Origin of the sequence: Photobacterium satsumensis, from assembly GCF_050336935.1 — a bacterium.
Lineage (GTDB): Bacteria > Pseudomonadota > Gammaproteobacteria > Enterobacterales > Vibrionaceae > Photobacterium > Photobacterium satsumensis.
Window position 1 is genome coordinate 162,411 of the sequence record NZ_JAKJSK010000010.1, and the last position, 13,326, is coordinate 175,736.

The following is a 13,326-nucleotide window of genomic DNA, read 5'->3' on the forward strand; positions in this document are numbered from 1 at the left end:
GCGCAATATTATAGTTTTTATATACCCTAAATTATTATTATATATTTTATCGTTGTTATTTTTCTTCTGCTGCTAATAGCACGTTTTCCCCGTCAACAATTAATAAATAAGATTTCCCTATATCTAAATCGCAAATGTCGCGTTGGTTTGCTCCTAAGTAAAGCTCACCACTACAATTGCTTAAAATCATTTGAGAAGAGAAGTTACCTTTCTTAACTTCTGTACTGGACACTGATGTTGAGATAACTTGTACCCATGCATCTTCAATTGCAAAGACACGAACTCGGTACTTATCATCAATTGGTGCAGGGTTCTGTACGTCCGTTGATAAGGTAAGTTCACCGTTATCATTCCATGCGATGGCCCAAAGTTTTTCACTATTATTCAATAGGATATTGTCTTGCTTCGACTCTTTATCTTGCGTGTTAGCATCTTGTGTACCAACATCAATTGTCATCGGCGTTGCTGATGTCCAACTGATTGAGTGATAATATGAATCAGAGTCAGGCACTGAATATATTTTATTATTACTATCAAATAGCGTACTGCCGCCGTTAGACTCTTTAATATAGAAGTCTACTGTTTCTCCAGATATATTAACTTGGTCAATACCAATTGTTCTAACACTAACTTCATCCATAGTGACTACTGTAGGATCTGGTGAATCACTTGATGAACCACCACCGCAGGCAAATAGGAATACTGTTGATAATGCTGTAAGCGCAACCCTAATCATCTTGGAACCTCGTTATTATTTTTCTGAAGCTCAAATAAAGCATATTTCAAGAATTGATAATTTTTTGATGAATAATAGGGATAAAAATAAGAAATTAATAAGTGATTGAATCCTTGTATTTTTTTAGCTCTCAATATTGAGATTTTGCGGTGAGATAGTGATAATCATCCTTAATAACGACGGCGAGTAGTAAAAAACAGAATACTCGCCGATAAACAGACTTTGAGACATCCCCTAGGCTGAGTTAGCACATCTTGCGTTTAAGGCCGCTTATATCGAGCAGGCGAGTCGCAATTTCTTCTACTGAAAGACGACTGGTATTGAGATATGGGATGGCTTCGCGGCGGAACATTGCCTCAACTTTCCCCAACTCGCTTTCGCACTGTTCAACACTGGCATAGTGGCTATTGGCATAGCGCTCGTGGCGGATTTCGACTAAACGCTCTGTATCGATAGTAAGCCCATACGTTTTGTAACGGTAGGGTTCAATGGCTTTCGGTAGGCGAAGTTTATTCATGTCTTCTGCTATGAAGGGATAGTTAACAGCCCTGATCCCAAATTGCATCGCAAGATAGAGGCAAGTCGGTGTTTTGCCACAGCGAGAGACACCCAGAAGGATAACGTCGGCTTGGTCCAGGTTGTTTAGTGATACACCGTCGTCGTGGGAAAGGGTATATTCGATAGCCGCAATTCTGTCCTGGTAGCTGTCAGCATCTTTGGCAATGCTGTGAGATCGCTGCAGCTGTGGTTGCGGGGCCAGTTGCAAATCTTCACTCAATGGCGCTACTAGCGCATTGAGCACATCGTAAAAGTGGGCGTTACTCTGCTCAATGATCGCTTTCACTTCAGGAAGTACGATGGAATAGAACACCAGCGGCTGAATACCTGTTTTCTCATAGGCCTGGTTGATTTGCTGTTTCACACTGTTGGCACGTTCAATGCTTTCAACAAAAGGCAGCGTCATTTGACGTGTAGTGATGTCAAATTGACCCAGAACAGCGTGGCCGAGGGTTTCCGAGGTAATCGCTGTACCGTCAGAAACGTAGAATACGTCACGAAAATTGGAATTGGATTGCATTAAAAGTTTAATCCTTGAATTTATTTTTTAGCCATAAGTGCAGCAGCACTCAATATAATCACCTGACAGACAAGTTTCTATCTTTTTCATCACAGTTTGATGCAATCTTGTGAGCGAACATTTCACATCGATTTTCAGAGGATTTTACAAACATAGCTGTAATGGAATTGGAGGCTTCTTAAAAGCGTTAGTTTTGTTGGATAGGGCTATATGCGTATTGGTTTGCATGAAATGAAAGGAAAATTAATAAAAATAGAGCTTAATGCTTTGATTGGTAGTGAAAAAGTTAAATTGTTTCTAAGGCTGTTTTAACGGCCTACCGATGTTGAGCTAGATCAAAAACCTGATGTGGTTCAAAATTTTTTGATAATTTGCTAGATAATTTTTAGAAGAGATGGAAAACTAAATACAGAAGTTAAGTGCTACAAAGCATAAAAGGTGTGCTATTCAACATCACACCGAATACGAAAGTGTTTATATATGTGTGTCTACCCAGCTGTATCGCATATACATATACATTTTCAAGAAATTGAAAATGAAAAAGATTTGACAGAATTTTAGCATTTACACTTATAACAATAACCTCAGGGTAACTGTACTTTACTGACCTGTGCATCAGTGAAGTGCGTTTAAGGAGACATGATTGACGTTTTGCTCGAAAAAATGACATTTTTTGCTTTTTTTTGCAGCAAAAGGCAATCGTTTACTAAAGGGTTACCTGCTTTAAACTGTTGAATCCAATAAGGAGAATTACCGTGCAACAGAACGTTGTCTGGTACGATGCTTTGTCAATGAACGATGTTGACAAGGTCGGTGGTAAGAATGCATCTCTCGGCGAGATGGTGGCGAATTTGGCTAATGCGGGGGTAAAAGTACCGAATGGCTATGCGACAACGTCATATGCCTTTAATCAGTTCTTAGAAGCGGGCTCGCTCAACGAGCGAATTTATCAGCTACTCGACAGACTCGATGTTGACGACGTAAATGCTTTACAGAAAGCTGGCGAAACAATCCGCAATTGGGTTCTTGAAGCACCGCTTCCAGCGGAGCTTGAGCAGGATATCCGTGAATGTTACCTAGAGCTGGCTCAAGGTGACGAGATGTTGTCAGTAGCAGTACGCTCTTCAGCAACAGCGGAAGACTTACCTGATGCATCTTTTGCTGGTCAGCAGGAGACCTTCCTTAATGTACGCGGTATCGATGCAGTAATCGAAGCGGTGAAACACGTTTTTGCATCGCTATTTAATGACCGTGCAATTTCTTATCGTGTCCACCAAGGTTTTGATCACAAAGGGGTAGCTCTGTCAGCGGGTATCCAGCGTATGGTTCGCTCGGACAAAGCCTCATCGGGTGTAATGTTTACTCTCGATACTGAATCAGGCTTTGATCAAGTCGTGTTCATCACGTCATCTTGGGGTCTTGGTGAAATGGTCGTCCAGGGCGCCGTAAACCCTGACGAATTCTATGTCCATAAACCAACCCTAGAGGCCGGTAATCCAGCGGTTGTTCGTCGTACTATCGGCTCAAAATTACTGAAGATGGTGTATACCGATGACACATCTTTAGGAAAACAGGTTGAAATACTGGATACCTCGAAACAAGAACAGTCGCAATTCTCATTAACCGATCAAGAAATTGAATCCTTGGCCAAGCAAGCGCTGATCATTGAGAAGCACTATGGTCGACCAATGGATATCGAGTGGGCCAAAGACGGCATTACTGGTGAGTTATTGATTGTTCAGGCTCGACCTGAGACGGTACGCTCACGGGAAGATGCCAATGTGATGGAGCGTTTCCACCTCAATGGAACAGGCCATGCATTGATTGAAGGCCGTGCTATTGGTCAACGAATTGGTCGCGGTGAAGTTCGCGTGGTATCCGACCTGTCCCAGATGGATCAAGTTCAAGCTGGTGATGTATTGGTTGCAGATATGACTGACCCAGACTGGGAACCTGTCATGAAAAAAGCGGCGGCGATTGTCACTAACCGTGGTGGACGAACGTGTCACGCCGCGATTATTGCCCGCGAGTTGGGTATCCCAGCCGTTGTAGGTTGTGGTAATGCGACTGAGTTATTACAAACCGGTCAGAAAGTGACTGTCTCTTGCGCTCAAGGTGAGACGGGTTACATCTATGAAGGTGAGCTGGACTTTGAAGTACGCCGCTCTGCGGTAGATGAGCTACCGGATTTACCGCTTAAAGTAATGATGAATGTTGGTAATCCAGATAGGGCGTTTGACTTTGCCTGTATTCCTAATGAAGGGGTCGGTCTAGCAAGGTTGGAATTTATCATTAACAAAATGATCGGTATCCACCCGAAAGCATTGCTTAACTACGATCAGCAATCGGATGAGTTGAAAGCTGAAATCGACCAGCGAATCAGTGGTTATTCTGATCCGGTTGAGTTCTATATTCAGAAGCTAACCGAGGGGATTTCGACGTTGGCGGCTGCTTTCTGGCCAAAACGCGTGATCGTCCGTATGTCTGACTTTAAGTCGAACGAATACCGTAACTTGGTTGGTGGTGTGAATTTCGAGCCTACGGAAGAAAACCCGATGATCGGTTTCCGTGGGGCATCGCGTTACATTTCAGAGCAATTTCAAGATTGCTTTGCCCTAGAGTGTGAGGCGATTAAACGAGTTCGTGAAACTATGGGGCTGAAAAACGTCGAAATCATGATCCCGTTTGTTCGCACTGTGAGTGAAGCGGCCTCGGTGATTGATTTGCTTGCCAAGTTCGACCTGCGCCGTGGTGAGAACGGTCTAAAGGTGATCATGATGTGCGAGTTGCCTTCCAATGCTATTTTGGCAGAGGATTTCCTCAAGTACTTTGATGGTTTCTCGATTGGCTCCAATGACATGACTCAATTGACCTTGGGACTCGACCGAGACTCTGGTGAAATTGCGCATATGTTTGACGAGCGAAATGAAGCCGTCAAGGCATTGTTGGCAATGGCGATTAAAGCGGCCAATAAAGCCGGGAAATACGTTGGTATTTGTGGACAAGGACCATCTGATCACGAAGATTTAGCCGATTGGTTGATGGAGCAGGGGATCGATTCTGTCTCTTTGAATCCAGATACTGTCATTGAGACATGGTTACATCTCGGTAAGTCTTCGTAAGCTGCCGTTAAGTTGAAAAAAGCTCGCTGTAAAGGCGAGCTTTTTTTGTTGGTGGCGCCAGAGCAGATCATGCCCTAGCTATACTGACGGGCAGTGACTTCCGAAATATGTCGACTAATGGGTAATTTGCCAGTGGTTTAAACCTCCAAAAAGCAAACGACTTCATCGCTTGGTATTGACGACTCTGAGACGCGCAGTGTGGGCAGCCATTCCCTGCTAAATGGTTAAAGGGATGCTGCTCATAAATACCGTGCATTGCACAAGTGATCTTACCTTTTGTTCTGGCGTTTACATATTCGAAATGCTCGTAACTATATCGTTGCCGGTGTAATCGCTGTGCTTGGCGAATAAATTCCGCAGTGGTTTTCTTCCGACTGTCTTTTGCACAAATAGGGCAACCAGCTCCACGAAGGTGTGTATCAGGACGTTGCTCAAAATTCCCATGCAAAGGGCAGGTTATTACCGCTTTGGATAATGCGCCAGTATAAACAAAGTCGTTATATTCATATTTGTTATGATGAATGCTATTAGCTCTGCAAATAAATTGCTCTTGAGTCACTGGACTCGATCGCGAGCACTGAGGACAGCCTTTACCTGCTAAGTGTGAATTTGGGCGTTGCTCGAAATCACCATGTACGGGACAAACGATTGTACCTTTCTCTAATGAGCCTCGATATATAAACTTTCCGTAACTGTATTTATTTTGATGAACATCTTGAGCCTTTGCTACAAACTCTTTTAGTGTCCGTTTCTTTTTGCCTGAACACTCCGGGCACCCTCTCCCAGCTAGGTGTGCATCAGGTCGTTGTTCAAAGTCACCGTGAACAGGGCATGTCACTTGGCCTTTGGTTTTAGCGTTGATGTACACGAAATTTTCATAACTGTATTTTCCTTTATGAAAAGCCCGTGATTCTTCAACGAACATCGCTTTGGTCTTTCTCATATCTACATCTTCGTAACTTTGGTCCTGCCGATTAGCGTCAATTGCTGGGCAGGAATATCTATTATTTCCAATCGGAAAGGTTTGATTTTATTGTAGTTATCATAAATTTTTGTTGGATATTTCTTGAATAGATATTCACGAGTCAGGTGTATCCTCCCCCTAAGTGACCGAACAATCAAGCACCAAAAATGAAAATCAATGATTGCAAAAATTGAAGAGCTACTATTTTTGTAGTGAATTATAAGTTCAGAGAAAGTTATATTTCTCATGATCTAACCCTAAAGCGGTATGAGGGTGGTGATAGGTGTTGGTAGTTGGTGAATAGGCTTTTGTTCATTATTTGTTTTGTAAGCTGCTATATGTGTGTGGAAGTTTTTAATTGGAATGTGTTTCAACTTTGGAATAGTTGTAATAATAAAAAAAATTTAATTTTTGAGTGACATTTAAAAAAAATATGATAATTTAAAAACCACTTCAGCACTGAAGGTTAATTTTCTTTTTATATTATCAGGAGGCATTACTACTAATATTAATTAACGTAAGAGGATATATCTATGGAAGGTCACTCTCCATGCTCTGATATTATTTCTGCACTGAAATCATTACTATCAGCACAGTCTGTTATTGGTGCGATCGTGGTTTTGTATGAATTTGTATCGAGTGATTCACAGAGTGTTGAGTCAGCATTTATCGGTGTTGCTATTGCCGTTGTTCCATCTTTATTAGGTTTACTATCTGTTGCAATAAAAGTTAAGCGTAATAAGAGAAGCCACATCGGCGAACTGGCATGGTTTAATGAAATAATCAAATGGACATACACAGCCGTGTTTATGTTAATGGTTTCTAGATTTAATGAAATCAATGAGATAACTATGATTGTGGCTTATTCTCTGACTTATATGGGATCTTGTTTTACCCCTATATTTAACAAACCTCAATTTAGGATGACGTAAGGTGGAAAATGTTACTACTGCTCATGAATATATTGAGCACCATCTGACATTCCTCACTGCAGGCGAAGGATTTTGGAGTTTAAATCTAGACTCCATGTTCATGGTTTGGGTGTTAGGTTTAACTTTTATTGGTGTGTTTAGATATGTTGCAACGAAAGGAACAAGTGGTGTTCCTGGTAGAATGCAGTGTTTAATTGAAGTCACATTTGAATTTGTTAATAACCTAGTAAAGGAAATATTTAAAACAGAAGATAAATTGATAGGCCCTTTGTCATTAACAATATTTGTATGGGTATTCTTAATGAATGCCATTGATTTGTTCCCAGTAGACTTTGTGCCAATGCTTGCACGTACTATTGGCTTGGGACACTTTCGGGATCTACCATCAGCTGATGTGAATGTTCCTATGTCAATGGCGCTTGGTGTATTCATCTTAATTATTGGATATACGCTAAAAAATAAAGGGTTAGTTGGATTCTTTAAAGAATTAACGACGCAGCCTTTTACTCATCCACTGTTATACCCAGTGAACTTTATATTGGAATTAGTAACGCTTATTTCCAAGCCTATTTCACTCGGTCTACGACTGTTCGGAAATATGTATGCAGGTGAGATGATTTTTATTCTTATCGCATTGATGCCGTGGTGGATGCAGTGGGCGCTGAGTGTGCCGTGGGCATTGTTCCACATCTTGATTGTGTTCTTGCAAGCTTTCATTTTCATGGTACTGACCATTGTGTACCTAGGAATGGCCGTAGAAGAACATCATTAATTTTATTTTCTTAAGTTACGTTTTTAATAATCTGATTCGGAGTTTTTCATGGATATTGTTAGTGCGGTTCTTTACGTTGCGGGTGCACTGCTAATTGGTCTAGGCGCTGCTGGTGCGGCAAGTGGTATCGGTAACTTGGCCGGTAAATATCTTGAAGGTGTCGCTCGTCAACCTGATTTGACCCCAATGCTACGTACCCAGTTCTTCATCATGATGGGTCTGGTTGATGCGGTACCAATGATTGGTGTAGGTATCGGTCTGTACATCATCTTCGCGGTGGCATAAGCCATTTCACCACTCTTTAAACAACATAGAGTTACTAAAAAGTGAGGATGGAATGAACTTAAATGCCACCATGCTTGGACAGGCAATATCATTCGTGATTTTTGTTTGGCTTTGTATGAAATATGTATGGCCTCCTGTGACTGCGTTGCTTGATGAGCGCCAGCGAGTCATCGCGGAAGGTCTGTCTCATAGCGAGTATGCGGCGAAAGAACTGGAGTTGGCGAAAGCCAATGGTGCCAATTTGCTTGACGATGCTAAACAACAGGCCAGTGGCTTGGTTGAGCAGGGGAACAAACGCCGAGCGCAGATCATTGAAGATGCCAAGCTCGAAGCTGAGCAGGAAAAAGCTCGTATCATTGCTGCTGGGCAAACCGAGCTGGAAAGTGAGCGTAATCGAATTCGAGAGGAACTACGCCACGAAATGACCGAATTGGTGATTGAGAGTGCAGAAAAACTCATCAACCGCCAGTTAGACACCGACGCCAACCGGGCTCTGGTCAATAAGATCATTACAGATCTTTAACAAGGGGGTTAAGTATGTCCGAACCACAAACCATTGCTTACCCCTACGCAAAAGCAGCATTTGATTATGCTCGTGATGCGGCCCAACTAGAAGCTTGGGAAAACATGCTGGTGGTGATGAAAGAAGTCGCAGAATCACCCGTCATTGCGAGTCAAATAGAAACTCTCGATATGCTCGGCCCGGATGTCCATGAGGCATTTACTCAGTCATTCTTGGCAATTTGTAATGGCCTAATAGACGAGCCCGGACAAAACCTGGTCAAGCTGATGGCAGAAAACGGCAGGCTCGGGGTATTGCCTCAGGTGACCGACCTTTACCAGACGTTTAAAGCAGATTTTGAGCGCACAGTAGAGACTTGTGTCACCACTGCTGAACCGTTGGACGAGCAGCAGAAAAGCAGCTTGTGTCAAGCGTTGGAGCGGAAATTGGACCGCACCGTTGCCCTGACTTGTCAGGTTGATAAGTCGCTGGTCGGGGGAATCAAAATCACGGCCGGAGAGCTGGTGATTGACGGCTCGCTGAAAAGCGCCATTAACCGACTTGCCAGCCGCCTAGAGGCGTAATTAGGTACTAGACATGCAATTAAATTCAAACGAAATCAGCGATCTAATCAGACAGCGGATCGCCAACTTCAACGTGGCCAGCCAGGCACGTAATGAAGGCACAATTCTTTCTGTTAGTGACGGTATTATCACCATCAATGGCCTTGCTGATGTCATGCAAGGGGAGATGATCGAACTGCCGGGTAACCGTTATGCACTGGCACTGAACCTTGAGCGTCACTCAGTAGGTGCCGTCGTGATGGGCCCTTATGCCGACCTTGCTGAAGGCATGACAGTAAAAGGCACGGGTCGTATTCTTGAAGTACCTGTGGGAAAAGGCTTGCTAGGTCGAGTAGTGAATACTTTGGGCCAGCCGATTGATGGCAAAGGGGCGATTGACAGTGATGGCTTTGCCCCGGTAGAAATTATTGCCCCAGGGGTTATCGATCGTAAGTCCGTTGATCAGCCAATCCAAACGGGTTACAAAGCCGTTGACTCCATGGTGCCAATTGGTCGAGGTCAGCGTGAGTTGATTATCGGTGACCGTCAAACGGGTAAAACGGCGATGGCGATTGATGCCGTTATTAACCAGAAAGACTCCGGTATCTATTCAGTCTATGTAGCGATTGGACAGAAGGCGTCGACCATTTCCAATGTAGTGCGCAAGCTTGAAGAAAACGGTGCATTGCAAAATACCATCGTTGTGGTGGCGTCGGCCTCAGAAGCGGCAGCGTTGCAATATTTGGCTCCGTATGCCGGTTGTACCATGGGCGAATACTTTCGCGACCGTGGTGAAGATGCCCTGATTGTTTACGATGATTTGTCCAAGCAGGCTGTTGCCTACCGTCAGATTTCACTGCTGCTAAAACGTCCGCCGGGCCGTGAAGCTTTCCCGGGTGACGTGTTCTACCTTCACTCACGCTTGCTCGAGCGTGCAGCTCGAGTAAACGAAGATTATGTAGCCCGTTTCACTGATGGCAAAGTAACAGGGCGTACTGGTTCGCTAACGGCGCTGCCAGTCATCGAAACTCAAGCGGGTGATGTATCTGCTTTCGTTCCGACCAACGTAATCTCCATCACCGATGGCCAGATCTTCTTGCAGACGCACTTGTTCAATGCGGGTTTACGCCCGGCCGTTGATCCGGGGATCTCGGTATCACGTGTTGGTGGTGCAGCTCAAACCAAGATCATCAAAAAGCTCTCCGGCGGGATCCGAACAGCATTGGCGCAATATCGTGAATTGGCTGCGTTTGCCCAGTTCTCATCTGATTTGGATGATGCCACGCGTAAACAGCTGGATCACGGTGAGAAAGTTACTGAGCTCATGAAGCAGAAGCAGTATTCGCCAATGTCAGTTGCTGAGCAAGCTATTGCTATCTTTGCCGCTGAAAAAGGTTACCTCAACAGTATTCCATTGGCGAGCATTGGTGAGTTCGAAGCAGAGCTGATGGCCTTTGCTAAGAGTACCCAAGCCGAATTGTTGGCCTCAATCAACTCTTCGGGTGATTACAACGATGGGATTGAAACAAGCCTGCATAACCTGTTGAAGTCCTTTATGGATACCCAGTCGTTTTGATCGTCAGGGTAAGCCGCGCGGCGGCATAGCAACGAGGTAGACAGGAGCTAAAAATGGCAAACGCAAAAGAAATTCGTACCAAGATCAGCAGTGTCCAGAACACCCAGAAGATCACCAGTGCGATGGAAATGGTTGCCGCGAGCAAGATGCGTAAAGTGCAGGACAACATGGCGTCGACCCGTCCTTACGCAGACAACATGCGTAAGGTGATCAGTCACGTTGTTTCAGGATCGCTGGAATACCAACATCCATATCTCGAAGAGCGGGACGCTAAGCGGGTTGCGTACATCATTATCTCCTCTGATCGGGGACTGTGTGGTGGCTTAAATAACAACCTGTTTAAGAAAGTTCTGGGTGAGATGCAGCAATGGCGTGATAAAGGGGTCGAGGTTGATACCACCCTGATTGGTTCGAAAGCCATTTCTTTCTTCCATCGTTTAGGCAATGTTGTCGCTCAGGCCTCTGGCCTGGGTGACAAACCCAAACTGGAAGAAGTACTTGGCCCAGTACAAGCCATGCTGGAGCGTTACGATGAAGGACTGATAGACCGCTTGTATTTGGTTTACAACGAATTTGTGAACACCATGGTACAAGAAGCGAAAGTGGTTCAATTGCTGCCACGACCAGAATTGGCTCAGGCAGACAGTGCCGACAGCGAAAAGCGGGAAGGCCGTTGGGATTATATCTATGAACAAGATCCCAAGACGGTGCTGGATGAGTTAATGCTGCGATATATCGAATCGCAGGTCTATCAAGGAACGGTAGAAAGCAGTGCGTGTGAGCAAGCTGCCCGAATGGTGGCAATGAAAGCGGCAACAGACAATGCCGGCACGCTAATAAATGATCTCCAGCTGGTATACAACAAAGCCCGACAGGCCGCGATCACTCAGGAGCTGAGTGAGATTGTGGCAGGTGCCCAGGCCGTGTAAATGAATTTCCGAGGATAACAAATGAGTACGGGAAAAATTGTCAAAGTCATCGGCGCGGTCGTTGACGTGGAGTTTGACCAGAATAGCGTGCCACGTGTGTATGATGCGCTGAATATTATAGATGGCGATCATGCTTCGCTAGTGCTGGAAGTCCAGCAACAAGTGGGTAGCGGTATTGTTCGTTGTATCGCAATGGGTTCATCAGACGGTTTGCGTCGCGGCCTGACTGCTGAAAATACGGGCTCACCAATATCGGTCCCAGTCGGTGAAGCGACATTGGGACGGATCATGAATGTGCTGGGTACACCGATTGACGAATGCGGTGAAATTGGTGAGGACGTCAAGTACGCCATTCACCGTGAAGCACCTTCGTACGAAGAGCAGGCTAACAGCTCCGAGCTGTTGGAAACCGGGGTGAAGGTTATCGACCTGATCTGTCCGTTTGCCAAGGGCGGTAAAATCGGCCTATTTGGTGGTGCGGGTGTAGGTAAGACCGTGAACATGATGGAGCTTATCAATAACATCGCTAAAGCGCACTCGGGCTTGTCAGTGTTTACCGGGGTAGGGGAACGTACCCGTGAAGGTAACGATTTCTACTACGAGATGAAAGAAGCCGGTGTACTTGACAAGGTAGCCATGGTTTACGGCCAGATGAACGAGCCACCGGGTAACCGTCTACGTGTTGCTTTGACGGGTTTGACAATCGCTGAGCGTTTCCGTGATGAAGGCCGTGACGTGTTGTTGTTTATCGATAACATCTACCGTTACACCTTGGCTGGTACCGAAGTATCCGCTTTGCTAGGTCGTATGCCTTCAGCGGTAGGTTATCAGCCTACCTTGGCTGAAGAGATGGGGGTATTGCAAGAGCGTATTACCTCAACCAAGAAAGGCTCGATCACTTCGATCCAAGCCGTATACGTCCCTGCGGATGACTTGACGGATCCATCACCAGCAACAACGTTCGCGCACTTGGATGCCACCGTTGTTCTGTCTCGTAACATTGCAGCGCTTGGCCTCTATCCAGCGATTGACCCACTAGATTCTACGTCACGTCAGCTTGATCCGCTGATTGTCGGTCAGGAGCACTATCAAGTTGCCCGTGGTGTACAAACGGTATTACAACGCTATAAAGAGCTTAAGGATATCATTGCGATTCTGGGTATGGATGAACTCTCTGAAGAGGATAAACAAACCGTTGCCCGTGCGCGTAAGATTGAGCGTTTCTTGACACAGCCTTACCACGTTGCCGAAGTCTTTACCGGCCAGCCTGGGGTGTTCGTTTCTTTGAAAGAGACCATCGAAGGCTTCAAGGGGCTGCTAAGTGGCGAATATGACGATATTCCGGAACAGGCATTCCTGTACTGCGGCAGTATCGATGAAGTAATTGAAAAAGCGAAGCAGATGTAAAGGGGAAAGTTATGGCAATTGGCGTTACTCAAAATACGTTCCAGCTCAACATTGTGAGTGCCGAAGGCCCACTGTTTTCTGGTCCGGCCCATGCGCTGGCGATTGCAGGGTTCGATGGTGAATTGGGTATTCGCCCGGGCCACTCTCCTTTGCTGAGCCGGATCAAACCAGGTGTGGCGAGCTTCGTTACCGATCTAAAGGATCCTGAAGAAATCCTTTATATCTCGGGTGGGCTTGTTGAAGTACAACCTTCTGTAGTAACCGTACTGGCTGATACAGCCATGCACGGGAAGGATATCGACAAAGCCCGCGCGGATGAAGCACGCCGTGCAGCTGAAGAGAACATTGTTAGGCATGCTGACGATGCGAACTTCGCTCAGGCGCAGATGGATTTGGCAAAGGCAATGGCGCAGCTCCGTGCCATTGAACTGACCCAGAAACAGATGCGTCGATAGACTGA

Annotated in this window: 13 protein-coding genes; 10 read left to right on the forward strand and 3 right to left on the reverse strand. The window is 45.2% G+C overall.

What is annotated here, in order from left to right:
- Positions 1 to 55 precede the first annotated feature (55 nt).
- Positions 56 to 736, reverse strand: a complete 681-nt coding sequence (locus L4D79_RS20750) for a hypothetical protein (RefSeq protein WP_428653903.1) — start codon at positions 734 to 736, stop codon at positions 56 to 58.
- 244 nt (positions 737 to 980) lie between these two features.
- A complete protein-coding gene (gene ppsR / locus L4D79_RS20755) occupies positions 981 to 1,814 on the reverse strand; it encodes a posphoenolpyruvate synthetase regulatory kinase/phosphorylase PpsR (RefSeq protein WP_428653905.1) in 834 nt (277 codons plus the stop codon).
- A gap of 755 nt (positions 1,815 to 2,569) precedes the next feature.
- Between ppsR and ppsA the strand changes: the two genes are divergently transcribed.
- Complete coding sequence (gene ppsA, locus L4D79_RS20760; protein ID WP_428653907.1) at positions 2,570 to 4,936, forward strand: phosphoenolpyruvate synthase; 2,367 nt, start codon at positions 2,570 to 2,572, stop codon at positions 4,934 to 4,936.
- A 67-nt stretch (positions 4,937 to 5,003) separates the two neighbouring features.
- On the opposite strand, the gene L4D79_RS20765 is transcribed toward ppsA, so the two are convergent.
- Positions 5,004 to 5,879 (reverse strand): DUF723 domain-containing protein, encoded by an 876-nt coding sequence (locus L4D79_RS20765; protein ID WP_428653909.1) that lies wholly within the window; start codon positions 5,877 to 5,879, stop codon positions 5,004 to 5,006.
- Positions 5,880 to 6,433: 554 nt separating this feature from the next.
- Between L4D79_RS20765 and L4D79_RS20770 the strand changes: the two genes are divergently transcribed.
- Genes L4D79_RS20770 through L4D79_RS20810 form a run of 9 tightly spaced genes read left to right on the forward strand, consistent with a single transcriptional unit; the run spans position 6,434 to position 13,321 of the window.
- On the forward strand, positions 6,434 to 6,832 hold the full coding sequence (locus tag L4D79_RS20770; protein WP_428653911.1) for an ATP synthase subunit I: 399 nt from the start codon (positions 6,434 to 6,436) through the stop codon (positions 6,830 to 6,832).
- 1 nt (position 6,833) lies between these two features.
- Complete coding sequence (gene atpB, locus L4D79_RS20775) at positions 6,834 to 7,604, forward strand: F0F1 ATP synthase subunit A (RefSeq protein ID WP_428653913.1); 771 nt, start codon at positions 6,834 to 6,836, stop codon at positions 7,602 to 7,604.
- A 48-nt stretch (positions 7,605 to 7,652) separates the two neighbouring features.
- Positions 7,653 to 7,889, forward strand: coding sequence for a F0F1 ATP synthase subunit C (gene atpE / locus L4D79_RS20780; RefSeq protein WP_004730405.1), 237 nt, complete (start codon positions 7,653 to 7,655; stop codon positions 7,887 to 7,889).
- 52 nt (positions 7,890 to 7,941) lie between these two features.
- The gene (gene atpF / locus L4D79_RS20785; protein ID WP_428653916.1) at positions 7,942 to 8,412 is read left to right on the forward strand and encodes a F0F1 ATP synthase subunit B; all 471 of its coding nucleotides are present in this window, start codon (positions 7,942 to 7,944) and stop codon (positions 8,410 to 8,412) included.
- Positions 8,413 to 8,426: 14 nt separating this feature from the next.
- Positions 8,427 to 8,975, forward strand: coding sequence for a F0F1 ATP synthase subunit delta (locus L4D79_RS20790; protein ID WP_428653918.1), 549 nt, complete (start codon positions 8,427 to 8,429; stop codon positions 8,973 to 8,975).
- A 13-nt stretch (positions 8,976 to 8,988) separates the two neighbouring features.
- Entirely contained in the window at positions 8,989 to 10,530 is a 1,542-nt protein-coding gene (gene atpA, locus L4D79_RS20795; protein ID WP_428653920.1) for a F0F1 ATP synthase subunit alpha, read from the forward strand.
- A gap of 53 nt (positions 10,531 to 10,583) precedes the next feature.
- Positions 10,584 to 11,459 (forward strand): F0F1 ATP synthase subunit gamma, encoded by an 876-nt coding sequence (atpG, locus tag L4D79_RS20800; protein ID WP_428653922.1) that lies wholly within the window; start codon positions 10,584 to 10,586, stop codon positions 11,457 to 11,459.
- Between the two features lie 21 nt (positions 11,460 to 11,480).
- Entirely contained in the window at positions 11,481 to 12,866 is a 1,386-nt protein-coding gene (gene atpD, locus L4D79_RS20805) for a F0F1 ATP synthase subunit beta (RefSeq protein WP_428653924.1), read from the forward strand.
- An 11-nt stretch (positions 12,867 to 12,877) separates the two neighbouring features.
- Positions 12,878 to 13,321, forward strand: coding sequence for a F0F1 ATP synthase subunit epsilon (locus tag L4D79_RS20810; RefSeq protein WP_428653926.1), 444 nt, complete (start codon positions 12,878 to 12,880; stop codon positions 13,319 to 13,321).
- The last annotated feature ends 5 nt before the right edge of the window (positions 13,322 to 13,326 follow it).

What these genes read in the sequence shown, in the direction of transcription:
- atpE (WP_004730405.1), top strand. Translation starts at nt 7,653, where the DNA reads ATGGATATTGTTAGTGCGGTTCTTTACGTTGCGGGTGCACTGCTAATT.
- atpF (WP_428653916.1), top strand. Translation starts at nt 7,942, where the DNA reads ATGAACTTAAATGCCACCATGCTTGGACAGGCAATATCATTCGTGATT.
- L4D79_RS20750 (WP_428653903.1), bottom strand. Translation starts at nt 736, where the DNA reads ATGATTAGGGTTGCGCTTACAGCATTATCAACAGTATTCCTATTTGCC.
- ppsR (WP_428653905.1), bottom strand. Translation starts at nt 1,814, where the DNA reads ATGCAATCCAATTCCAATTTTCGTGACGTATTCTACGTTTCTGACGGT.
- L4D79_RS20765 (WP_428653909.1), bottom strand. Translation starts at nt 5,879, where the DNA reads ATGAGAAAGACCAAAGCGATGTTCGTTGAAGAATCACGGGCTTTTCAT.
- atpA (WP_428653920.1), top strand. Translation starts at nt 8,989, where the DNA reads ATGCAATTAAATTCAAACGAAATCAGCGATCTAATCAGACAGCGGATC.
- L4D79_RS20790 (WP_428653918.1), top strand. Translation starts at nt 8,427, where the DNA reads ATGTCCGAACCACAAACCATTGCTTACCCCTACGCAAAAGCAGCATTT.
- atpG (WP_428653922.1), top strand. Translation starts at nt 10,584, where the DNA reads ATGGCAAACGCAAAAGAAATTCGTACCAAGATCAGCAGTGTCCAGAAC.
- L4D79_RS20810 (WP_428653926.1), top strand. Translation starts at nt 12,878, where the DNA reads ATGGCAATTGGCGTTACTCAAAATACGTTCCAGCTCAACATTGTGAGT.
- L4D79_RS20770 (WP_428653911.1), top strand. Translation starts at nt 6,434, where the DNA reads ATGGAAGGTCACTCTCCATGCTCTGATATTATTTCTGCACTGAAATCA.
- atpD (WP_428653924.1), top strand. Translation starts at nt 11,481, where the DNA reads ATGAGTACGGGAAAAATTGTCAAAGTCATCGGCGCGGTCGTTGACGTG.